Source organism: Frigoribacterium sp. VKM Ac-2836 (assembly GCF_013248995.1).
Lineage (GTDB): Bacteria > Actinomycetota > Actinomycetes > Actinomycetales > Microbacteriaceae > Frigoribacterium.
Window position 1 is genome coordinate 856,648 of the sequence record NZ_JABRPK010000002.1, and the last position, 21,804, is coordinate 878,451.

Sequence of the window (21,804 nt, forward strand, 5' to 3'; positions counted from 1 at the left end):
ACGGAGAAGACACGATGTCATCAGCACCCAGCCCCCGAGGCCACGCCACCGCGTCGGTCGCGGCCATCCTCGCCGAGTCGGCCGGCCGGTACCCCGACGACGTCGCCGTGATCGTCGGGCCCACCTCGACCACCTACGCCGAGCTCTGGCAGCAGACCCTGGCCTACGCCGGGGCCCTCCGCGCCCGGGGCGTCGGTCCAGGGGACCGGGTCGCCATGCTCGTCCCGAACGTCGCGGACTTCCCCCGCGTCTACTACGCGACGCTCGCGCTCGGCGCGGTCGCCGTTCCCGTCCACGCCCTCCTCAAGCGACACGAGATCGAGTACGTGCTGCGCGACAGCGGCTCCCGCCTGCTCGTCTGCGCCGCACCGCTGCTCGGTGAAGGAGGCGCGGGAGCACAGCTCGCGGGGGTCGACGTCCTGACCGTGCTCGCGCCTCCTGCCGGTCAGGAGGACGAGGGGCCCGACCGCCTCGAGGACCTCGCCGCGGCCGCCGAACCTCTCGACACCTACGTGCCCCGCGACCCGTTCGACACCGCCACGATCCTCTACACGAGCGGCACCACGGGGCAGCCGAAGGGGGCCGAGGGGTCGCACCTCGCGCTCATCGAGCAGGTCAACACCAACCTGATGACGACGTTCGACATGCACCGCGGCGACGTGCTGCTCGGGGCCCTGCCGCTGTTCCACACCTTCGGGCAGACCTGCACGATGAACACCGGGTTCCGGGTCGGCGCGACCATCGTCATGCTGCCGAAGTTCGACGGCGACGCCGCTCTCGCCGCCATGGTCGAGCACGGCTGCGAGGTGTTCATGGGGGTGCCCACGATGTACATGGCCCTCATCGCCGCGGCCACCCGCAGCGAGGCGCGTCCGCCGCTGCGATACGCCGTCTCGGGCGGGGCGTCTCTGCCGCTCGCGGTGCTCGAGAAGTTCCAGCAGGTGTACGACGCTCCGATCCACGAGGGATACGGGCTGACCGAGACCTCGCCCGTCGCGACCTTCAACCACGTGGGGGTGCCACCCCGCCCCGGCACCATCGGGACGCCGATCTGGGGTGTCGACGTCGAGATCGCGGACCAGCACGTCGCGGACTCGATCGTGCTGCTGCCGCACGGCGAGATCGGCGAGCTCGTGATCCGGGGCCACAACCTGATGAACGGCTACCTCGACCGTCCCGACGACACGGCCAAGGCGATCGTCGACGGCTGGTTCCGCACCGGCGACCTCGGCACCAAGGACGACGACGGCTACCTGACCATCGTCGACCGCACCAAGGACATGATCATCCGCAACGGCTACAACGTGTACCCGCGGCAGGTCGAAGAGGTGCTCGCGCAACACCCCGACGTCACGATGGCCGCCGTCTTCGGCGTACCCCACGAGCTGCACGGCCAAGAGATCGAGGCGGCTGTCGTCCTCCGTGACGGGGCCACGGCGACGCCCGACGAGCTGGTCGCGTTCGTCGCCGACGAGATCGCCGCCTACAAGTTCCCTCGCGTCGTCCACGTCCTGGACGCCCTGCCGCTCGGCCCCAGCGGCAAAGTGCTGAAGCGCGAGCTCGTCGACCGTTTCTCGGTGGCCCCGTCCGCCGTCGAGGAGGGGGTCGCTACGTCCCGCTGACCGGGTTAGGGAGGTGGCCCCCGGACGGGGATCACCAGGACGGGGGCGGCCCCTACGGGGGCTGCCGGGCGCACGATCGGGCTTCTAGCCTCACAGCAGAACCTCAGCCCGATCGGACAGGACCCCCGTGAACTCTTACATCACCCGAGCCCTCGGCGTCACAGCCGCAATCGGCGGGATGATCGCCCTGAGCCTGGCCGGCGTGACGGCGGCGACCGCCGAACCCGCGACCGGATCGTTCACCGAGTCCGGTGCCGCCGTGGCGGCCCCGTCGCTCGACCGCTACCAGGGGTCCGACCGCTTCGCCACGGCAGCCGACATCGCGGGACGGGCCTACCCGAACGGTGCCGGCACGGTCATCATCGCGAACGGTGTGCAGTTCCCCGACGCGTTGAGTGCCGCTCCGGCCGCCGCGTCGATCAAGGCGCCCCTCCTCTTGACGGCTCCGACCGCTCTGCCGTCGACGGTGGCCGACCGTCTCGTCGCCCTCAAGCCGAAGAAGGTCGTGGTGGTCGGTGGCGTCAACGCCGTGTCGCCCGCCGTCGCCACGCAGATCGGCAAGATCACCGGCGCGACGGTCAAGCGCGTCTCGGGCGACGACCGCTACGCGACCTCCCGGGCCGTCGTCGAGGAGTTCTTCGGCGAGACCGGCGTCTACCGGGCCTTCGTCACCTCGGGCCTGAACTTCCCCGACGCGATCAGCGCCAGCGCCGCAGCCGGTGCGGGCAGCACCGACACGACCGGTGCCCCTGACGCGGTCGTACTCGTCCCGGGGACCGCCGCCGGGGTGGACCGGGCCACGTCGACACTGCTCGGATCGCTCGGGGTCGAGTCCGTCGCGGTCGTGGGCGGCCCCGCGGTCATCTCGGACGGCATCCTCTCCGACCTGGACGCGCAGTTCCCGGACAACGTGGCGCTGCTGGCCGGCGAGGACCGCTACGAGACCTCGGCCTTCGTGTCGTTCTTCGCCTTCAGCGACGCCACGGGTGAGACCCCTCGCGCCGACGACTCGGGCACCGTCTACCTGGCGTCCGGCCAGAACTTCCCGGACGCCCTCGCGATCGCCGCCGTCGCCGGCGCCGAGAAGTCACCCGTGCTCCTCACCTCGCCCGGCTGCACGAACTACTACGCCGAGGACCTCATCGCGGGCCTCGTATCCGAGAAGGTCGTCACGATCGGTGGTCCCGCAGCCGTCTCCGAGAACGCGGCGACGCTGAACTACTGCGCCGGACCGCCCCGCACCTGAGCTGCCGCATCGGTACCATCGCACGATGATCGCCATCGTGCTCGCCGCGCTCCTCTGGGGCACGACGGGCACGGTGGCGTCTTCTCTTCCCGCTGACGTCAGCCCGCTGGCCACCGGAGCCGCGACCATGTGCGTCGGCGGCCTGCTGCTGTCGCTCACGGCGCCGCGGCTCACCCGAGCCGTGCTGCGGGGCGGGGCGAGGGTGTGGTGCTGGCTGGTGCCCGGGGCCCTCGGCGTCGTCGTGTACCCGCTGGCGTTCTACTCGTCGATGTCGCTCGCGGGCGTCGCGGTGGGCAACGTCGTCTCGCTCGGCACGGCACCCGTCTTCGCGGCGCTGCTCGAGCGGTTGCTCGATCCGCCCGGACGGCGCCGTCCCCTCGAGGCCCGGTGGGTGGTGAGCGCGGCCCTCGCGGTGGTCGGTGTGGGCCTGCTCGCGGCGACCGGGCAGCACGTCCCCGCGGGGGCGGCGACGACCCCCGCGTCAGCTCCGCTCGGCATCGCGCTGGGCGTCCTCGCCGGTCTCGCCTACGCGACGTACACGTACACGGCGGGGCGTCTCATCGCCGAAGGGCACCCGTCGCGTGGAGCCATGTCGGCGCAGTTCGGCCTGGGCGCGGTGCTGCTGCTGCCGGTGCTGCTGGCTACCGGGGCTCCGTTGCTGCAGTCGGGCGCCTCCGTGGGGGCCGCGATCTATCTCGCCCTCGGGCCGATGTTCGTCGCCTACCTGCTGTTCGGCCGCGGACTGCGCACCGTGGCGAGCTCGCGGGCGACGACCGTGACCTTGCTCGAGCCCTTCGTGGCGACCCTGCTCGCGGTGCTCGTGGTGGGCGAGCGACTCGGGCCGCTCGGCTGGCTCGGCCTCGCGGTGGTCCTCGCCGGCGTCGTGTCGGTCGTGCTGACCCGACCCGCCCGCCCCTCCCGTCCGGGTGCGCTCGCCACCTAGAGTGGAGCCTCGACGATCGTGTCGGGCCCCGGCCCCGCACGATCGGCCCGCCCCGGCGGGCCCGCCTCATCACGAAGGAGTGACATGAGCGACACCATCACCGCACCCGCGGCGGCCGCCTCCGACGGCCCCGAGATCCACAAGGGCCTGGCCGGCGTCACGGTCGACCGGACGGCGGTCTCCCAGGTCGACGCGGCCAGCAACTCGCTGCTCTACCGCGGCTACCCGGTCCAGCAGCTCGCCGCCGAGCGGGACGTCGAGGACGTCGCCTGGCTGCTGTTGCACGGCGAGTTGCCCACCCCCGACGAGCGGCGTCACTTCGATGCCGAGCTCCGCGCGCACCGCACCCTCGCCCCCGGGCTGCAGCACCTGATCGAGCTGATCCCGACCTCGGCCCACCCGATGGACGTCGTCCGCACCGCGGTGAGCGCCATCGGTGCCGCCCGGCCCGAGCCGACCACGGGTGCGGGCGCCTACGACGTCGACGACACGCGTCGACTCGCCACGCACCTGTTCGCCGCGCTGCCCGCCGTGATCGCCTACGACCAGCGCCGTCGCCGAGACCTGCCGCCGGTGCCGCCACGCGACGACCTCGGCTACAGCGCCGATTTCCTGCACCAGGTGTTCGACCGCGAACCGGACGCGCTCGACGTCGACGCGTTCGACACCTCGATGACCCTCTACGCCGAGCACTCGTTCAACGCGTCGACCTTCACGGCCCGGGTCATCGCCTCGACGTTGTCCGACCTGCACTCGTCGATCGTCGGGGCGATCGGCGCCCTGAAGGGTCCCTTGCACGGCGGCGCGAACGAGGCCGCGCTCGAGCTGCTCGACCGCGTCGGCCCGGCCGAGGGGGCCGTGGCGTGGCTCGAGGACGCGTTCGCCCGCAAGGAGAAGATCATGGGCTTCGGGCACCGGGTCTACAAGAACGGTGACAGCCGGGTACCCACGATGGAGGACGCCCTCGGCCGCCTGGTGGACCGGGCGCGCCGGCGGGGCGACGACCGGGTCGACGGGCTGAAAGAGACCTACGACGTCGTCGCCGCGACGGTGTTCGAACGCAAGGGGCTGAAGCCCAACGTCGACTACCCGTCCGGACTGGCGTACCACCTGATGGGCTTCGAGACGCCGGTCTTCACACCGCTCTTCGTCGCCTCGCGGGTGCTCGGCTGGAGCGCCCACGTCATCGAGCAGCGCGAGGCGAACTCTCTCATCCGTCCCCTGAGCGCATACGACGGTGCACCCCTGAGGAACGTCCCCGGGTGCTGACGCCTAGCGTGGCGGGCATGCCGAACCAGCTGCGAGACGCCGTCAGCCCCTACCTCAGGTCGCACGCCGACAACCCCGTCGAGTGGCGTGCCTGGGGCCCGGGGCCGTTCGCCGAGGCCCTCGAGCGGGACGTGCCCGTGATGGTCTCGATCGGCTACTCGACCTGCCACTGGTGCCACGTCATGGCGCGTGAGAGCTTCTCCGACCCCGAGGTCGCGGCGCAGCTCTCGGCCGGGTTCGTCTCGGTCAAGGTCGACCGCGAGGAGCACCCCGACGTCGACTCGAGCTACCTGGCCGCCGCGTCGGCCTTCACCGAGGGGCTCGGGTGGCCGTTGACCGTCTTCGTCACGCCCGAGGGTCGGCCGTTCTACGCCGGGACGTACTTCCCGCCGGTGCCCGTGCAGGGCCGGCCGTCGTTCCGCCAGGTGCTCGACGCCGTCACCGACGCCTGGACCACCAGGCGGACCGAGGTCGACGCGACCGCGTCGGCGGTCCAGGAGGCGCTGGCCGCGGGGCCGGCGTCGGTCACCCGCACCGCGCCTCCTGCTGCCGATGCCGGGGTCGCCCTGCCGGGACGCCCCGAGCTCGCCCACGCCGTCGCCCGGCTCGCCGCCCACGAGGACCGCGAGCACGGAGGTTTCGGCGGGGCCCCGAAGTTCCCGACGGCGCCGGCACAGCTGGCGCTGCTCGCCCTCGGTGCCGGGGGAGACGACGGCGCCCTCGAGCTCGTCTCGCGGACGCTCACCCGCATGGCCGCCTCGCCGCTGCGCGATCCGGTCGAGGGCGGGTTCTTCCGGTACGCGGTGCGACGTGACTGGTCCGAGCCGCACTACGAGCGCATGCTCTACGACAACGCGCAATTGCTGCTGGCCTACTCGCGGCTCGCGGTGCTCGATCCGGACGCGGGCGCTGCTGCCGTCCCGGACGCCGGTGCCGCCGTGGGCCCCACCCCGACGTCGACGACTCAGGCGATCAGCTCGCATCCGGCCCGGGTCGCCGCCGGGGTCGCCGATTTCCTGAGTTCGCGACTGCGCACGGCCGACGGGGCCTTCGGCTCGGCGCAGGACAGCGAGAGCACGATCGACGGCGTCCGTGACGAGGGCGGCTACTACCGTAGGGACGCCGCGGGCCGGGCGGTCCTCGACCCGCCGCCCGTGGACGACAAGGTGCTCACCGGCTGGAACGGTCTCGCGATCTCGGCGCTCGCCGAGGCGGGGGCACGGCACGACCGACTCGACTGGGTCGAGATCGCGCGGGGTGCCGCCGACCTGCTGCTCGACCGCCACGTGACGGACGACGGTCGACTGCTGCGCGCCTCCGTGGGGTCGACCGTCTCGACCGCCGTGGCCACCCTCGAGGACCACGGCCTGTTCGCCTCCGGCTTGTTGGCCCTGTCGCTGGCGACGGGCGAGGCGCGGTACGCGATCGCCGCCCGCTCGTTCGTCGACGCGTGCGTGCCTGACGGCGCCGACCCGAGGATCGTCGTGGCTCCTTCGGGCGGAGACCCGGTGCTCGTCTCGCAGGGCGTCGCCTTGTCGAGCGACCCGAGCGAGGGCGCGTACCCCTCAGGCCGCAGTGCGGTCGCCGCGGCCGCACTCACCCTGCACCAGCTCACCGGGGAGGCGCGTTACCGGTCCCTCGCCGAGCGGCTCGTCTCGGAAGTCGCCGGTGCGGCGCTCGACAACCCCCTCGCGTACGGCGCCGGCTTCGGGCTGATGGTCGACCTCGAGGCGCCGTCGACCCAGCTCGTCGTGGTCGAACCGACGGAGGCCGACCCCGCCGACCCCGCCGGCCGCGACGACCGTCTGGTGCGGCGCGCCCGCGAGGTCGTCCGACCCGGCACCGTCGTCGCCGTGCTGGACGAGGAGGCGCTGGTCGCCTTCGTCGACGCGGGCTTCGAGCTGTTCGCCGGTCGATCGTCTCTCGGGCGCGTGCCCACCGCGTACCTGTGCCGTGACTTCGTCTGCCGACTGCCCGTCACGGCCGTCGACGAGCTCGACGGTCTGCTGCTCGAGGCCTGACGGTTCGGCCCGCCGGGACGAGCGCCACTCGGCACCGAGGCACAGAGGAGCCTCGACGCCCCCGGTTCAGGCGGCGGCCGGCAGGAGCGGGGCCGCAGGGTCGGCGGCCCACTCGGCGAGCGAGCCGTCGTAGACCGAGACGCCGGACCGACCGAGGACCGTGAGGGCGAGCGCGTCGACGCTGGCCGAGACGCCCGTGGCGCAATAGACCACCGTGCGCGGCTCGTCGGGCACGACGGCGAGGCGGTCGCGGAGAACGGGGTCGCGGGCGAGGGTGCCGTCGTCGGCCAGCAGGTCGTCGGCCGGGACGTTGACGCTGCCGGGGATGTGCCCTGCGCGGGCCAGCGGACTCGACGTGCCGTCGAACTCGTCGCGCGGCGAACCGGAGACGAGGGCCGCTCGTTCGTCGCCGGCGACGACGGACTCGACGAAGGCCTTGTCGACCCAGTGACCGGGACGCTCGGTCGCGGCGAACCGTGCCGGTACGGGGTCGGTGCGACCCAGGTCGTAGGGCTTGCCGCGGGCGACCCATTGCGACCAGCCACCGTCGAGCACCGCCACGGCGTCGTGGCCGTAGGCGCGGAACAACCACCACAACCGCGACGCCCAGCGACCGTCGACGGTGTCGTACACGACGACCGTGCTGTCGTTCGAGATGCCCAGGGCGGCGGCTGCGGCCTGGAACCGCTCGAGGCCGGGGCGGGTGAAGGGCAGGTCGGCGTCGGGGTCGCTGAACTCGCCGACGAGATCGGCGAGGACAGCCCCGGGAACGTGGCCGTCGTGTTCGAAGCCGTCACGGCCCGTGACGACGGTCGCCGGGCCGGCAGCGGGCGAACCGCTCGCGACCGCCCCGTCGCCGGATCCGAGGTCGACGTGCACCGTGGCATCGACGATCGTCAGGTCGTCGGCGCCGAGGTGGTCGGCCAACCATTGCGCCGAGACGACGGGCGAGGTGAGGACAGGTGCCATGCGGGCCACGCTAACCCCGACCGGCGACATCGACCAGGGCGTCGGCAAAGAACCGTCACAGAGCCGGGGGTCGCGAGCCCCCGCGCCCCGCTGCGTCGGGTCCGAGCTAGCGGCCGGCCCGAGTGGACGTGATGACCCCGGTGTCGAAGCCCATCAGGTTGAGACCACCGTTGAACCGGGCGTGCTCGACCTTCATGCAGCGGTCCATGACCACGGTCAGCCCGTGTTCTTCTGCGTAGCGGGCGGCCTCTTCGTCGTAGATCCCGAGCTGCACCCAGATCGTCTTCGCGCCGATCGCGAGCACGTCGTCCACCACCGACCGGATGTCGGAGGCCTTGCGGAACACGTCGACGACGTCGGGCACCTCGGGTAGCGACGCCAGGTCGGGGTAGGCCTTCTGGCCGAGGATCGTGTCGGCGCGCGGGTTGACGAAGTAGACGCGCAGGTCGGTCGACTGCTGCAGGTACGTGCCGACGAACGAGCTGGACCTACTCGGGTTCGGCGAGGCGCCCACGATGGCGACGCTCTTCGCCGACCGCAGGATGGCCTGGCGCTCGCGGGCCGACGGTCCGACCCACGTCCGCTGGGACTTCAGCAGCTTGGCGAGGGGTGACGAGGCGGGCAGCTCGCAGGTCAGCCCGTTGGTCAGCTGCGTGGTGACGGTATCGGTCACGTCGGGTCACTCGCCTTTCGTCGCCGCGGCCAGCGCCTGGTCGAGGTCGTGGATGATGTCGTCGGGGTCTTCGATGCCGACGCTGATCCGCACCGAACCGGGCAGCACGCCCGCGTCCACGAGCTGCTGCTCGCTCAGCTGGGCGTGGGTGGTCGAGCCCGGGTGGATGACGAGCGTCTTCGCGTCGCCGATGTTCGCGAGGTGGCTCGCGAGTTCGACCGACTCGATGAAGGTCTTGCCGGCCGGACGACCGCCCTTCAGCTCGAAGGTGAAGACCGAGCCCGGGCCCTTCGGCAGGTACTTCGCCGCACGATCGTGGTGCGGATGCCCGGGTAGTCCGGCCCACCGGACGCGTTCGATGCGGGGGTCGTCGTCGAGCCACTCGGCGACCTGACGGGCGTTGTCGACGTGCGCCTGCATGCGGAACGGCAGGGTCTCGACGCCCTGGGCGAGCAGGAAGGCCGAGTGGGGGGCGAGGGCCGGGCCGATGTCGCGCAGCTGCTCGGCACGCAGCCGGGTGAGGAAGGCGTACTCGCCGAAGTTGCCCGACCAGTTGAGCCCGCCGTAGCTCGGCACGGGTTGGTCGAAGAGCGGGAACCGCTCGCTGTCCCACTCGAACCGGCCGGACTCGACGACGACCCCGCCGAGCGTCGTGCCGTGCCCGCCGAGGAACTTCGTGGCCGAGTGAACGACGACGTCCGCACCCCATTCGATCGGTCGGTTGAGGTAGGGCGTGGCGATGGTCGAGTCGACGATCAGCGGCAGGCCGTGCGCGTGGGCGACATCGGCCAGCCCGGCGAGATCGGCGACCTCGCCGGACGGGTTGGCGACCGTCTCGACGAAGAGCAGCTTCGTCTCGGGGCGGATCGCCGCGGCGTAGTCGGCGGGCTCGGAGGACTGCACGAAGGTCGTCTCGACGCCGAAGCGACGCAGGGTGACGTCCAGCTGCGTGATCGATCCGCCGTAGAGGTTGGCGCTGGCGACGATGTGGTCGCCCGCGCCGGCGAGCGAGGCGAAGGTGACGAACTGCGCGCTGAGCCCGCTCGCGGTCGCGACGGCACCGAGGCCGCCCTCGAGACTGGCGACGCGCTCCTCGAAGGAGGCGGTGGTCGGGTTGGCGAGGCGGCTGTAGATGTTGCCGTACTTCTGCAGGGCGAACCGCGCCGCGGCGTCCTCGGTGTCGTCGAACACGAAGGCGCTCGACTGGTAGATGGGCAGTGCCCGGGCCCCCGTCGCCGCGTCGGGGATGTTGCCCGCGTGGATCGCCCGCGTGCGGAAGCCGTACTCACGATCTGCCATGGCTCCACGCTAGCCGCTGGGCGTCACGCGGGGACCCGGGACGTCACATGGCGGAACAGAGCCGACCCGCGCCTCCTGCGGTCACTTCCAGCTGGGGACCCAGTAGTGCAGCCGGATGAACTCCCAGTCCTCGAGCTGGGCCGTCCACAGGGGGTAGAAGAAGACCGACACCGCCACGGCGACCACGACCACGATCGTCGTGACGCCGATGCCGCTGAGTCGCCGGGACCGGTCGTCGGTGCGCCGGCCGAGGACGATGCCGAGCACCGCCGCCAGGCCGAGCACGAGGTAGGGCTCGAAGGCGATCGTGTAGAACTGGAACACCGTCCGGTCGGTGAACGCGAGCCAGGGCAGGTAGGCCGCCGCGACGCCGACGAGGATCGCCCCGTACCGCCATTCGCGGTACCTGACCACGCGGTAGACGAGGTACAGGCAGGCCGCGACCGCCGCGTACCAGATCAGCGGATTGGCGACCGAGGTGATCGCCTCGCCGCACCGGGCCACGTCGCAGCCGCCCTGGCCCTCGTCGAACCCCTGGTAGTACATGCTCGTCGGTCGCAGCATCAGCAGCCAGGTGAGCGGGTTCGCCTGGTACGCGTGGGGGGTGTGCAGGCCGACGTTGAAGCCGTACACGCCTGCTTGGTAGTGCCAGAAGTTCTGCACGACGTCGGGCACCCAGGCCAGGGCGCCCGTCCACCGGGTGCCGCCCTCCTCGACCCAGCTGCGGTAGTAGCCGCCCGACGTCACGAACCAGCCGGTCCAGCTCGCGAGGTAGGCCACCACGGCGATGGGCACGGTGAGCAGGAAGCTCACCGGCGCCTGCTTGAAGAGCGTGCCCGACAGCCAGAACTCCACCCCGGCCCGGCGGCGGGCCAGCATGTCGACCACGACCGTGTAGACCGCGAAGAACGCCAGGAAGTACAGGCCGTTCCACTTGACGGCCGTCGCCAGCCCGCACATCAGCCCGGCCGTCACCAGCCAGGGACGCGCCCAGAGCGCGGGACCCCAGGCGATGTCGCGACCGGCACCGCGCCTCCTCGCCCGCCAGGCCTCGAGCCGCCTCGCGCTCTGCCGGCGGTCGAGCAGCACCGCCGCGAAGGCCAGCAGGCCGAAGAACATGACGAAGTTGTCGAGCAGCGCCACCCGCGACAGGACGATCGCGTGCCCGTCGATCGCGAGGAAGAACCCCGCCAGCGTGCCGAGCAGCGTCGATCGCAGCAGAAGCGACCCGATGACCGCCACCAGGGCGACTGCGAGGACGCCCACGATCGCCGTGCTGATCCGCCAGCTCGCGGGGTTCTCGGGGCCGACCGCCGCCATGCCGAGGCCGATCAGCCACTTGCCGAGGGGCGGGTGCGCGACGAACGAGGGTGCGGCGAGGAACCCGTCGACCCCGCCGGCGGCGAAGGTCGGGTCGTAGTCGGCCGGCCACGACCCCTCGTAGCCCAGGTTGAACAAGGACCAGGCGTCCTTGACGTAGTACGTCTCGTCGAACACGAGCGTCGCGGGCGAGTTCAGGTGCCACAGCCGCAGCACCGCCGCGAGCACCGTGACCGCGAGGGGGCCCGCCCAGGCCCAGACGCGCCTCCGGGTCGGGGTGCGCAGCACGCGACCCCACCAGGCGTCGAGCCGGGTCGGCGGAGCCTCGCTCGCGGGGACGACGGTCGTGTCCACCGCCGGCGGACGGGCAGGAGGCGCGGTGCCGGTGTCGACGAGCGCGTCGAATTCGCGCTCGGGCCCGGTCGTCATCGGGCCATCGTAATTGTGCGGTCCGGGGCCGGGGGACAATGGGCGGGTGATCGTGCTCGCCGCCACCCCCATCGGTAACCTCGGCGACGCCAGCCGCCGCCTGATCGAGACGCTGTCGAACGCCGAGGTCGTCGCCGCCGAGGACACCCGCACGGCGATCCACCTCATGCGCGCCCTGGGCGTCGAGAACCGCCCCCGCCTGATCGCCCTGCACGAGCACAACGAGCGCGAGAAGGCGGGCGAGATCGTCGAGCTGGCCCGCGCCTCCGACGTGGTCGTGCTCACCGACGCCGGCATGCCCGCCATCAGCGACCCCGGGTTCCCTCTCGTCGAGGCCGCGGCCGCCGCGGGCGTCACCGTCACGTCGATCCCCGGCCCGTCCGCGGTGCTCACCGCGCTCGCCGTCTCCGGACTGCCCACCGACCGCTTCAGCTTCGAGGGCTTCTTGCCGCGGAAGCAGGGCGACCGGCTGCGCGTGCTGGGCGCGCTCGCCGACGAGCGCCGCACCATGGTGTTCTTCGAGTCGCCGCACCGCCTGGCCGATTCGCTGGGCGACCTCGTGACGGCCCTCGGGGCCTCGCGCCGGGTTGTGGTCTGCCGCGAGCTGACCAAGCTGCACGAAGAGGTGCGCCGTGGCAGCGCGGCCGAGCTCGCCGAGTGGGCGGCCGAGGGCGTCCGCGGCGAGATCTGCATCGTGGTCGAGGGCGCCCCCGAGCGCGTCGTCGACCTGGCCGCCGGACTCGCCCAGGTGCAGGCCCTCGTGGCCGACGGCACCCGGCTGAAAGAGGCGACCACCGACGTGGCCGCCGCCACCGGCCTGTCGAGGCGCGACCTCTACCAGGCCGCCCTCGCCGCCCGCCCGCCCCGCGCTTGAGGCGTCGCGTACCCCTCGCAGGGCGGCGGGTGCAAGCTCGACGGAGGTGCGTGTCCGGAGGAGGCGCGGCCCACCACGATCAGGAGGTACGACATGAAGGCGGTCCGTTTCGAGCAGTACGGCGACATCGACGAGCTCAGGGTCGAGCAGGTGGCGAAGCCCGAGGCGGCTGCCGGTCAGGTGGTCGTCGCCGTCAAGGCGGCGGGCCTCAACCCGGGTGAGGCCGCCATCCGGGCCGGACTGATGCACGACGCGTTCCCGGCGGCGTTCCCGTCGGGGCAGGGCACCGACTTCGCCGGCGTCGTGGACGAGGTCGGAGCCGGTGTGGACGAGTGGTCGGTCGGCGACGAGGTCGTCGGGTGGGCGAACCGCTCGTCACACGCCGAGTTCGTCGTCGTCGACCACGACGAGCTGGTCGCCAAGCCCGAGAACGTGCCGTGGGAGGTCGCGGGCAGCATCAGCGTGACCGGCCCCACCGCGTACGCCGCGCTCCGCGCGGTGCAGGCGACCGAGGGCGACACGCTCGTCGTCTCGGCCGCGGCCGGTGGCGTCGGCGTGATGGTCTCGCAGCTCGCCGTCCTCGGTGGCCTGACCGTGATCGGCACCGCGAGCGAGCGCAACCACGACTTCCTCCGCCAGTTGGGCGTGACGCCCGTCGAATACGGCGACGGCGTCGTCGACCGCATTCGTGAGGCCGCCCCGCAAGGTGTCGACGCCTACGTCGACTGCTTCGGCCACGGCAACGTCGGGTACGCGCTCGAACTCGGCGTCGCACCGCGGCGCATCGACACGATCATCGACTTCGCGGCGGCCGAGGAGCACGGCGTCAAGGCCGAGGGCAGTGCCCAGGCCACGAGCCAGGCCGTCCTGTCCGAGCTGCTCGGGCTCATCTCGACGAACAAGATCATGGTGCCGATCGACGGCATCTTCCCCCTCGACGACGTCAAGGACGCCTACCGCGACCTCGAGGACGGCCACGCCCGCGGCAAGTACGTGCTCGGCATGGACGTCGTCGAGTACCCGGGCGAGCACGCGGGCGAGCGGGCGGGCTCCGACGACCGCACCGAAGAGCACGACGCGACCTGACCGGTCGACGCGGCCCGCGCCTCCTCGTCCTCGACGACGGCTCCCGGAGGCGCGGGTCGCGTCACCACGTCGGTGCCCCCACCTAAGATGGTCCCCATGCCCGCCGGCGACTCCTTCTTCATCGCAACGCCCATCTTCTACGTCAACGACGTGCCGCACATCGGTCACGCCTACACCGAGGTCGCAGCCGACGTGCTCGCCCGGTGGCACCGTCAGCGGGGTGACGACGCCTGGCTGCTGACCGGCACCGACGAGCACGGTCAGAAGATCCTGCGCACCGCCACGAGCCACGGCGTCACGCCTCAGGAGTGGGCCGACAAGCTCGTCACCGAGGCCTGGAAGCCCCTGCTGCACACGGTCGACATCGCCAACGACGACTTCATCCGCACCACCGACGCCCGCCACGAGGCCGGCGTGCAGAAGTTCCTCCAGAAGCTCTACGACGACGGCTTCATCTATCAGGGCGAGTTCGAGGGCTTCTACTGCGTGGGTTGCGAAGAGTACAAGCAACCGAGCGACCTCGTGCCCGGCACCGGCGCCTACGAGGGTGAGCAGGTCTGTGCCATCCACAGCATCCCCGTCGAGGTGCTGCAAGAGAGCAACTACTTCTTCCGCATGAGCGACTTCGAGCAACGCCTGCTCGACCTCTACGAGTCGCAGCCCGACTTCGTCCAGCCCGACTCGGTGCGCAACGAGGTCGTGTCGTTCGTCAAACAGGGGCTGCGAGACCTCTCGATCTCGCGGCAGAGTTTCGACTGGGGCGTCACGGTGCCCTGGGACGAGAAGCACGTGGTCTACGTGTGGTTCGACGCCCTGCTGAACTACGTCACGGCGATCGGCTACGGCGTCGACGACGACGAGTTCCAGCGCCGGTGGCCGGCGGTGCAGCTGGTCGGAAAAGACATCGTGCGCTTCCACGCCGTCATCTGGCCCGCCATGCTCATGGCGGCCGGGCTGCCGGTTCCGAAGAACGTCTTCGGCCACGGCTGGCTGCTGGTCGGTGGCGAGAAGATGTCGAAGTCGAAGCTGACGGGCATCGCCCCGCAGCAGATCACCGACGTCTTCGGCGCGGACGCGTTCCGCTACTACTTCATGCGCGCCATCACCTTCGGCCAGGACGGCAACTTCAGCTGGGAAGACATCGCGGCGCGCTACCAGGCCGAGTTGGCCAACGGGTTCGGCAACCTCGCCTCGCGGGTCGTGGCCATGATCACCCGCTACTTCGACGGCACCGTGCCGATGGCAGGCGATCTGACCGAGGCCGACCTCGCCGTGCGCGAGACCGAGCTGCGCGTGACCGCCGAGGCCGACGCGGCGATCGACCGGTTCGCGATCAACGAGGCGTTGGCCTCCATCTGGCAGTTGGTCGACCAGCTGAACGGCTACATCACCGAGCAAGAGCCGTGGGCCATCGCGAAAGACCCCTCGCAGCGCGAGCGTCTCGCCACCGTCCTCGCCACGGCCCTGCGGGGCCTCGGCACCCTCACCGTGCTCCTGTCGCCGTTCATCCCGACGGCCACGCGCACCCTGTGGCAGTCGATCGGACAGGGCGAGCTGACCAGCCAACCCGTCGACCGGGCGGCCGAGTGGTCGAGCGCTCCCGAGGTCCGACCGCTCGCCGCAGGGCTCTTCCCGCGCATCGAGCAGCCCGAGCCCGCAGCATGAGCGACGACACGGTCGGCGGCGACCCGGCCACGCACGTCCGGCATCGCTCCTCGGGCGGGGACGGCCAGAAGCGCGACCTGACCTACCCCGCGCCTCCGCAGCCGCTCGTCGTGCCGGTCTACGACAACCACACGCACCTCGAGATCGCCGACGGTGTCGGGGACGACGGCGACGGCCCCCTGGACTACCGCGAGCACCTCGACCGCGCCTCGGCCGTCGGTGTGCGGGGTGTCGTGCAGGTCGGCACCGACCTCGAGACGTCCCGCTGGTCGGCCGAGATCGCCAGTCGCGAGCCCCGGGTGCTCGCCGCCGTCGCGGTCCACCCGAACGAAGCCCCCGCCCTGGCCGCCGCCGGCACCCTCGACGACGCCCTGGCCGAGCTCGACGAGCTCGCGGCCCGACCGCGGGTGCGAGCCGTCGGCGAGACCGGACTCGACTTCTTCCGCACCGGCGAGGACGGCCGGGCCGCCCAACTCGAGGCTTTCCGCGGGCACATCGAGATCGCCAAGCGTCACGGCCTCGCCCTGCAGATCCACGACCGCGACGCCCACGACGACGTCGTCGACCTGCTGCTCGAGGTGGGCGCGCCCGAGCGCACCGTCTTCCACTGCTTCAGCGGTGGCTCCGAGCTGGCGAGCATCCTGGCCGAGAACGGCTGGTACGCCTCCTTCGCCGGCACGGTGACGTTCAAGAACGCCCAACCCCTGCGGGACGCCCTCGTGCAGCTGCCGCGCAACCTCGTCATGGTCGAGACCGACGCGCCCTACCTGACGCCGGTGCCCTACCGGGGCCGCCCCAACGCGCCGTACCTGATCCCCTTCACGCTCCGGTCGATGGCCGAGACGATCGGCACCGACGTGTCGATGCTCGCCGCCCAGATCTCGTCCACGACCGAGCTGGTCTACGGCACCTGGGACAGCGAGCCCGTGACGGTCGAGGGCTGATGTCGCGCGCCACCCTGCTCGGCCCCGCCGAGATCCGCGACCTCGCCGACCTGCTCGGCGTGCAGCCGACCAAGAAGCTCGGGCAGAACTTCGTCCACGACGCCAACACGGTGCGTCGCATCGTCGCCGCGTCGGGCGTCTCCGCCGGCATGACCGTCGTCGAGATCGGCCCCGGACTCGGTTCGCTCACCCTGGGCCTGCTCGAGGCGGGTGCCAAGGTGGTGGCCGTCGAGATCGACAAACGCCTCGCCGAACAGCTGCCCAAGACCGTCGCGCAGCTGCAACCCGCGGCCGACCTCACCGTCGTCGTCGACGACGCCCTGCGGGTGACGACCCTGCCCCACGAGCCCACCCACCTCGTCGCGAACCTGCCCTACAACGTCAGCGTGCCGGTGCTGCTGCACTTCCTCGAGCACTTCGGCGGCCTCGAGCACGGGCTGGTCATGGTGCAGGCCGAGGTCGGTCTGCGGCTCGCCGCCGAGCCGGGCTCGAAGGTCTACGGCGGCCCGAGCATCAAGGCCGCCTGGTACGGCGAGTTCCGCGCCGCGGGTCAGGTCAGCCGCCAGGTGTTCTGGCCGGTTCCCAACGTCGACAGCATCCTCGTCGCCTTCGACCGGAAGACGGCCCGCGGCGACGAGCTCGAACGCCGGGCGACGTTCGCGCTCGTCGACGCCGCGTTCCAGCAGCGACGCAAGATGCTGCGCCAGTCGCTGTCCAGCCTCTACGGCTCGTCCGCCGCGGCGTCCGAGGCCCTCGAACGCGCCGGTCTCGCTCCGACACAGCGGGGCGAGCAGCTCACCGTCGACGACTTCCTCGCCGTGGCACGGGGCAGCGACCTCGAGGCCCTCGCCGGGGCGTCCGTCGCCTCGGTGCTGCACGTCGACGAGAGCGGAGCCGGCTGAGTCGTGCCTCGACGCACGCGTGGTTCCGGTGGGGTGCCCGTCGGTTCGAGCGCGGGTGACGGCGGAGCCGGCGAGCCACGGCTCAGCGACGCACGCCTCGGGTCGGGCACGGGGCGCAGTGCGGCCGAATGGTTCACGCTGCTCGACGCCGCGGGGGCGACACGACTGTCCCACGAACAGATCGCGCGCCTCCTGGTCGACGAGTTCGAGGTCGTGCCGTGGTGGGCCGAAGGCATCACGGTGCGCTACGAGCAAGAACGCGGCGTCGAGCCGCCGGGGCGTCAGCCCGACGGCAGCTACGCGGTCACCGTCGGCCGCAGCCTGCGGGGCGGAGCGCTCGAACTCTTCGACCTCGCCGTGGACCGCTTCGCCCGGTACGCCGGGGGCCGGCCCGAGACGGTCGTCCGGTCGGCGACGCGACCGACCGCGGACTGGACCCTCGCGCACGGGGAGACCCTGCGCCTCCGGGTGGTGTCGACGGACGGCCCGAAGTGCTCGGTCTCGCTGGTGCAGGGCGACCTCCGGCTGCCCGAACGCGTGCAGCCCGTGAAAGAGGGCTTGACGCGGGCGTTCGGCGTCATGACCGATCGCCAGAACTGACTAGGTTGGAACCATGACGTCCGTGGCCGCCCCGCTCGTGGTCCACACGCGTGCACCGGGCAAGATCAACGTCTTCCTCGCCGTCGGCGATCTGCAGGACGACGGCTACCACGATCTCGCCACCGCCTACCAGGCCGTGTCCCTCTACGAAGACGTGCGCGCCCGACACGCCGACGGTTTCACCATCGACGTCACGGCTGGCTCGTCGATCGACGTGTCGGGTGTGCCGACCGACGACTCCAACCTCGCGATCAGAGCCGCGCGCCTGTTGGCCGAGACGACCGGCTACACCGGGGGAGTCGCGCTGAGCGTCGACAAGGCCGTGCCGGTCGCCGGCGGCATGGGGGGCGGTTCGGCCGATGCGGCCGCCACGCTGCTCGCGTGCGACACCCTCTGGGGCACCGGGGTCGGTCGCGATGAACTGCTCAGGCTCTCGGCCCGCCTCGGCGCGGACGTCCCCTTCGCGTTCGCGGGTGGCACCGCGATCGGCACCGGTCGAGGCGACGAGCTCTCTCCGGCATTGGCCAAGGGGCAGTTCCAGTGGGTGCTCGCCGTGGCCGACGTCGGCCTCTCGACCCCCCGCGTCTACGACGAACTCGATGCCCACCGGCTACGACACCAGAGCGAGATTCGGTCCGTGCGGCACCCCGTGGTCGACGCCGGCGTCCTCCAGGCCCTTCGGGCCGGCGACGCGGGCATGCTGGCCGACACCATGCACAACGACCTCCAGGCGCCCGCGCTGCACCTGCAGCCGGGCCTGGCCGACGTCCTCGAGCTCGGTGAGGGCAACGGTGCCCTGGCGGGCATCGTGTCGGGTTCCGGTCCGACCGTGGCGTTCCTCGCGCCCGACCTCGACGGCGCGCTCGAGCTGCAGATCGCCCTGAGTGCCGCCCGCCTCACGGTCGTTCGGGCCACGGGCCCCGTGCACGGCGCCCGCGTCGTCACCGACTAGGCCCGCGGTCCCCGCGTCGCCTCGCGGCGCTCACCGCTCGTATCTGAGCACGTTCGTGCGGGTGAGGTGCCACTCGTCGGCGACGTGGAAGCCTTTCGCGGCGAGGTCGGCGGTGACGCGGGGGCGCCAGTCCTGCTTGTCGCTCGTGATCAGCCAGACCACGTCGAGGTCGTCCGTGCGGTCGATGACGTCCTCGAGCGGGTACTGGACCTCCCACAGGCCCCCCGTCTCGGCCGCGGGCGTCTCGAGCGTGAAGTCGGACATGCCCTCGAACGCCGCGGGGTAGGTGTGCTCGATGATGCGCGAGGTGGCCTTCGGATGCCGACGTACGGGGCCGAAGACGACGCCCTCGTCCGTGCCGGCGGGTTCGAGAGCCCGTTGCTCGCTGACGAGGTCGGCCACCTGGTTCCAGGCCGCCGAGTCCTTGGCCTCGGGCTGCCGCTGGCGCTCCCAGGTCGGGGCGGTGAGTGTCAGGGCGAGCAGCAGCACCAGCGCGATCACGCGCCGCCAGGGGACGGCGGCCACGGCGACGGCCATCATGATCGCGACGGCCGGGGTGCCGAAGGTCAGGTAACGCGGCGAGTAGAGCGGCTCGGTCACGAGCGAGACGCCGACGAGTCCGACGGTGGGGACGATCATCCACGGCAGGACGACCGCGACGAGGCCCCGGGCCCGGGGCACGAGACCGGCGGCCACGACGACCAGGCTGGCGACGACCAACATCCAGCCGAAGACGGCGAAGCGGTCGTTCTGGTAGAACCACTGCGTGGTCAGCACCTGGTCGATCGTGGCGAAGCTCGGTCGGTCGAGCCAGCCGACCTGGCCGCTCTGCTCGGAGGTGAAGTACACGACGGGCAGGCTCGCGAGCCCGGCGACGGCGGCACCGGCGAACCAGCCGACGAACGAACTACGGGCGCCGTGTGGACCGCCGACGGACGACACCGGAGCCGCCGCGTCCCGCGACGCGGCCACCGACCCGTAGGAGGCGCGGAGGCGTCGCTCGCGTCGCCACTGCAAAAGCATGGTGACGCCGTGCCCCACCACGACGAAGGCGACGTACAGGAAGAACAGCACCGCGACCACGGCGAGCACGGCGTAGGCGACCCACCAGCGCACCGCCGACGCTCGGGTGCGGGTCTCGCCCACCTGTGCGGTGCGGCGCGAGGCGGTGACGAGCACGAGGGTCAGGGCGACGGCGAACAGCGCCGAGAAGGCGTACGAGCGACCCTCGCCGCCCATCCAGGTCACGCGGGGGATCAGGCAGAACAGCAGGCCGGCGACGACGGCCGTCCTCCGATCGGCCAGGCTGCGGGCGAGAACGACCGTGAAGGCGGCGGCCAGTCCCGTGGCGATCGTGCTGGGCACCCGCAGCGTGACGGGCGAGTACGGGAACACGTCGAACCAGAGGTGCATGAACGCGTAGTAGGTGGCGTGCACCAGGTCGACGTTCTGGATCATCTGCCAGAGCTGGCCCCAGCTGCGCGTGGCCGAGATGACCGTGGCGGCCTCGTCGTACCAGACGGACGGCACCCAGAGGAAGGCGCCCGAGATCGCGGCGGCCAGCACGCCGATCAGCAGGGCGTCCAGGTGACGCCAGTGTCGGAGGCGCGCGAGGGTCGTGCCCCGACCGGACCCGGGAGTCGTGGATACAGTGGGCGCGGTCGATCGACCGTCGGCCGGATGCAGGAGGTTCGTCATGTCGTCTCTTCCCCCTCTCGGCGGATCTCGCGCGCGACACGGTGGTGACGCGCACGGGGCGGCCGTGCGCGACGGTGGTGCGCACGGTGCCGACGCGCGCGACGGTGGACGCGACGGCGACCCCGCCGAGGGCGAACGCTACTCGCGGAGCGTCCGTCTGCCGGGGTTCGGTCTGGGCTCCCAGGGGCGCCTGACGGCGTCGAGGGTGCTGGTGGTCGGTGCCGGCGGGCTGGGCGCGCCGGTCATCCAATATCTCGCAGCCTCGGGTGTGGGAACCCTGGGAATCGTCGACGACGATGCCGTCGACCTGTCGAACCTACAGCGCCAGGTGCTGTTCCGGCCCGACCAGGTGGGCTTCCCCAAGGCTCGCGCCGCCGCCGACTGGGTGCGCGCCGCCAACCCCGACGTGACCGTCGTCGCCCACCCGTTCCGGCTGACCGAGCGCACCGCCGACCTGCTGGACGACTACGACCTGGTGGTCGACGGCAGCGACTCCTTCGACACCTGCTACCTCGTGGCGGACGCGGCGGCCGCGCGGGGCCTGCCGGTCGTCTGGGGCAGCGTCAACCGGTGGGACGGTCAGTTCAGCGTCTTCTGGGACGACGCCCCCGACGGCCGTGCCGTCGACTACCGCGACCTGCACCCCGCCCCGCCCGCGTCGGGCTGGGACGAGTCCTGTGCCGACGTCGGCGTCCTCGGGCCACTGTGCGGAACGGTGGGCGCGGGCATGGCCGGCGAGGCCGTGAAGCTGCTCACCGGGCTGGGCGAGCCCCTGCTCGGACGAGTCGTGACCGTCGACGCCCTGGGTGGCACCTGGCGCGAGAGCCGGCTGGCGCGAGCGCCGCACCGGGTCGAGGCCCGGGCCACGGTGAACGCCGCGCGCCGCGCCTCCTCGTCCTCGGTCGCGGGGGCGCAGGCGACCACCGTCGACGCGCCGGCGCGCGGTCGCAGCGTCGGGCCCGACGTCGACGCCGACGAGCTGTCGGCCCTGCTGGAGGCGCGCACGGCCGGTGACACCACCTTCACCCTGCTCGACGTGCGAGAGGTCGACGAGCACGACTTCGCCCACATCGCCGGCGACGTGCAGGCGCCCGGATACGGCACGCGAACGCGTCAGCGGCCCGAACTCGACGCCGGTCACCGGGTGGTCGTCTACTGTGCCCGGGGCCCACGCGCCCGGGCCGCCGCCGACCTGCTGGCGGGCGACGGGTTCGACGTGTCGGTCCTGCACGGCGGCATGCTCGGTTGGCAGCTCGCCCAGGGGACGCCCACGCGACCCTAGTCGGGCAGCG

General features: G+C 71.9%; 18 protein-coding genes. 13 read left to right on the forward strand and 5 right to left on the reverse strand.

Features of this window, described 5'->3' with window-relative positions:
* Nucleotides 1-14: 14 nt before the first annotated feature.
* The 5 genes from HRF36_RS10420 (at nucleotide 15) to HRF36_RS10440 (ending at nucleotide 7,101) form a co-directional block, all read left to right on the forward strand.
* Nucleotides 15-1,622, forward strand: coding sequence for a long-chain fatty acid--CoA ligase (locus HRF36_RS10420; RefSeq protein WP_173209511.1), 1,608 nt, complete (start codon nucleotides 15-17; stop codon nucleotides 1,620-1,622).
* Between the two features lie 127 nt (nucleotides 1,623-1,749).
* On the forward strand, nucleotides 1,750-2,868 hold the full coding sequence (locus tag HRF36_RS10425; RefSeq protein ID WP_173209513.1) for a cell wall-binding repeat-containing protein: 1,119 nt from the start codon (nucleotides 1,750-1,752) through the stop codon (nucleotides 2,866-2,868).
* A gap of 25 nt (nucleotides 2,869-2,893) precedes the next feature.
* Nucleotides 2,894-3,811, forward strand: coding sequence for a DMT family transporter (locus tag HRF36_RS10430; protein WP_173209515.1), 918 nt, complete (start codon nucleotides 2,894-2,896; stop codon nucleotides 3,809-3,811).
* Nucleotides 3,812-3,895: 84 nt separating this feature from the next.
* Nucleotides 3,896-5,080, forward strand: coding sequence for a bifunctional 2-methylcitrate synthase/citrate synthase (locus HRF36_RS10435; protein WP_173209517.1), 1,185 nt, complete (start codon nucleotides 3,896-3,898; stop codon nucleotides 5,078-5,080).
* 17 nt (nucleotides 5,081-5,097) lie between these two features.
* Nucleotides 5,098-7,101, forward strand: a complete 2,004-nt coding sequence (locus tag HRF36_RS10440) for a thioredoxin domain-containing protein (RefSeq protein WP_173209519.1) — start codon at nucleotides 5,098-5,100, stop codon at nucleotides 7,099-7,101.
* Between the two features lie 66 nt (nucleotides 7,102-7,167).
* On the opposite strand, the gene HRF36_RS10445 is transcribed toward HRF36_RS10440, so the two are convergent.
* The 4 genes from HRF36_RS10445 to HRF36_RS10460 form a co-directional block, all read right to left on the reverse strand.
* Nucleotides 7,168-8,070: a sulfurtransferase gene (locus tag HRF36_RS10445; protein WP_173209521.1), complete on the reverse strand. Its 903-nt coding sequence runs from the start codon at nucleotides 8,068-8,070 to the stop codon at nucleotides 7,168-7,170.
* Between the two features lie 106 nt (nucleotides 8,071-8,176).
* Complete coding sequence (locus tag HRF36_RS10450; RefSeq protein ID WP_173209523.1) at nucleotides 8,177-8,743, reverse strand: CoA-binding protein; 567 nt, start codon at nucleotides 8,741-8,743, stop codon at nucleotides 8,177-8,179.
* A gap of 6 nt (nucleotides 8,744-8,749) precedes the next feature.
* Nucleotides 8,750-10,042, reverse strand: a complete 1,293-nt coding sequence (locus tag HRF36_RS10455; protein ID WP_173209525.1) for an O-acetylhomoserine aminocarboxypropyltransferase/cysteine synthase family protein — start codon at nucleotides 10,040-10,042, stop codon at nucleotides 8,750-8,752.
* Nucleotides 10,043-10,123: 81 nt separating this feature from the next.
* Nucleotides 10,124-11,791 (reverse strand): dolichyl-phosphate-mannose--protein mannosyltransferase, encoded by a 1,668-nt coding sequence (locus HRF36_RS10460; RefSeq protein ID WP_173209527.1) that lies wholly within the window; start codon nucleotides 11,789-11,791, stop codon nucleotides 10,124-10,126.
* 46 nt (nucleotides 11,792-11,837) lie between these two features.
* Between HRF36_RS10460 and rsmI the strand changes: the two genes are divergently transcribed.
* The 7 genes from rsmI (at nucleotide 11,838) to HRF36_RS10495 (ending at nucleotide 18,814) form a co-directional block, all read left to right on the forward strand.
* On the forward strand, nucleotides 11,838-12,665 hold the full coding sequence (gene rsmI, locus HRF36_RS10465; protein ID WP_173209530.1) for a 16S rRNA (cytidine(1402)-2'-O)-methyltransferase: 828 nt from the start codon (nucleotides 11,838-11,840) through the stop codon (nucleotides 12,663-12,665).
* 93 nt (nucleotides 12,666-12,758) lie between these two features.
* Nucleotides 12,759-13,751 carry an NADP-dependent oxidoreductase gene (locus tag HRF36_RS10470; protein WP_173209532.1) on the forward strand — a complete coding sequence of 331 codons (993 nt, stop codon included), beginning with the start codon at nucleotides 12,759-12,761 and terminating at the stop codon, nucleotides 13,749-13,751.
* Nucleotides 13,752-13,847: 96 nt separating this feature from the next.
* On the forward strand, nucleotides 13,848-15,416 hold the full coding sequence (gene metG / locus HRF36_RS10475; RefSeq protein WP_173209534.1) for a methionine--tRNA ligase: 1,569 nt from the start codon (nucleotides 13,848-13,850) through the stop codon (nucleotides 15,414-15,416).
* Entirely contained in the window at nucleotides 15,413-16,360 is a 948-nt protein-coding gene (locus HRF36_RS10480; RefSeq protein WP_173209536.1) for a TatD family hydrolase, read from the forward strand. The genes metG and HRF36_RS10480 overlap by 4 nt, the downstream gene beginning before the upstream one ends.
* Entirely contained in the window at nucleotides 16,360-17,262 is a 903-nt protein-coding gene (rsmA, locus tag HRF36_RS10485; protein WP_173209538.1) for a 16S rRNA (adenine(1518)-N(6)/adenine(1519)-N(6))-dimethyltransferase RsmA, read from the forward strand. The genes HRF36_RS10480 and rsmA overlap by 1 nt, the downstream gene beginning before the upstream one ends.
* Before the next feature lie 3 nt (nucleotides 17,263-17,265).
* On the forward strand, nucleotides 17,266-17,862 hold the full coding sequence (locus HRF36_RS10490; protein ID WP_173209540.1) for a hypothetical protein: 597 nt from the start codon (nucleotides 17,266-17,268) through the stop codon (nucleotides 17,860-17,862).
* A gap of 13 nt (nucleotides 17,863-17,875) precedes the next feature.
* The gene (locus HRF36_RS10495; protein WP_173209542.1) at nucleotides 17,876-18,814 is read left to right on the forward strand and encodes a 4-(cytidine 5'-diphospho)-2-C-methyl-D-erythritol kinase; all 939 of its coding nucleotides are present in this window, start codon (nucleotides 17,876-17,878) and stop codon (nucleotides 18,812-18,814) included.
* A 30-nt stretch (nucleotides 18,815-18,844) separates the two neighbouring features.
* On the opposite strand, the gene HRF36_RS10500 is transcribed toward HRF36_RS10495, so the two are convergent.
* Nucleotides 18,845-20,512 (reverse strand): glycosyltransferase family 39 protein, encoded by a 1,668-nt coding sequence (locus HRF36_RS10500; RefSeq protein WP_173209544.1) that lies wholly within the window; start codon nucleotides 20,510-20,512, stop codon nucleotides 18,845-18,847.
* Between HRF36_RS10500 and HRF36_RS10505 the strand changes: the two genes are divergently transcribed.
* Nucleotides 20,511-21,794: a ThiF family adenylyltransferase gene (locus HRF36_RS10505; protein WP_173209546.1), complete on the forward strand. Its 1,284-nt coding sequence runs from the start codon at nucleotides 20,511-20,513 to the stop codon at nucleotides 21,792-21,794. The two genes, HRF36_RS10500 and HRF36_RS10505, sit on opposite strands and share 2 nt — an antisense overlap.
* Nucleotides 21,795-21,804: the final 10 nt, after the last annotated feature.

Bases quoted from the DNA above. Each gene is read 5' to 3' on its own strand.
- HRF36_RS10420 (WP_173209511.1), top strand. From the start codon at position 15: ATGTCATCAGCACCCAGCCCCCGAGGCCACGCCACCGCGTCGGTCGCG.
- HRF36_RS10430 (WP_173209515.1), top strand. From the start codon at position 2,894: ATGATCGCCATCGTGCTCGCCGCGCTCCTCTGGGGCACGACGGGCACG.
- HRF36_RS10435 (WP_173209517.1), top strand. From the start codon at position 3,896: ATGAGCGACACCATCACCGCACCCGCGGCGGCCGCCTCCGACGGCCCC.
- HRF36_RS10440 (WP_173209519.1), top strand. From the start codon at position 5,098: ATGCCGAACCAGCTGCGAGACGCCGTCAGCCCCTACCTCAGGTCGCAC.
- HRF36_RS10445 (WP_173209521.1), bottom strand. From the start codon at position 8,070: ATGGCACCTGTCCTCACCTCGCCCGTCGTCTCGGCGCAATGGTTGGCC.
- HRF36_RS10455 (WP_173209525.1), bottom strand. From the start codon at position 10,042: ATGGCAGATCGTGAGTACGGCTTCCGCACGCGGGCGATCCACGCGGGC.
- HRF36_RS10460 (WP_173209527.1), bottom strand. From the start codon at position 11,791: ATGACGACCGGGCCCGAGCGCGAATTCGACGCGCTCGTCGACACCGGC.
- HRF36_RS10470 (WP_173209532.1), top strand. From the start codon at position 12,759: ATGAAGGCGGTCCGTTTCGAGCAGTACGGCGACATCGACGAGCTCAGG.
- metG (WP_173209534.1), top strand. From the start codon at position 13,848: ATGCCCGCCGGCGACTCCTTCTTCATCGCAACGCCCATCTTCTACGTC.
- HRF36_RS10480 (WP_173209536.1), top strand. From the start codon at position 15,413: ATGAGCGACGACACGGTCGGCGGCGACCCGGCCACGCACGTCCGGCAT.
- rsmA (WP_173209538.1), top strand. From the start codon at position 16,360: ATGTCGCGCGCCACCCTGCTCGGCCCCGCCGAGATCCGCGACCTCGCC.
- HRF36_RS10495 (WP_173209542.1), top strand. From the start codon at position 17,876: ATGACGTCCGTGGCCGCCCCGCTCGTGGTCCACACGCGTGCACCGGGC.
- HRF36_RS10505 (WP_173209546.1), top strand. From the start codon at position 20,511: ATGTCGTCTCTTCCCCCTCTCGGCGGATCTCGCGCGCGACACGGTGGT.
- HRF36_RS10500 (WP_173209544.1), bottom strand. From the start codon at position 20,512: ATGACGAACCTCCTGCATCCGGCCGACGGTCGATCGACCGCGCCCACT.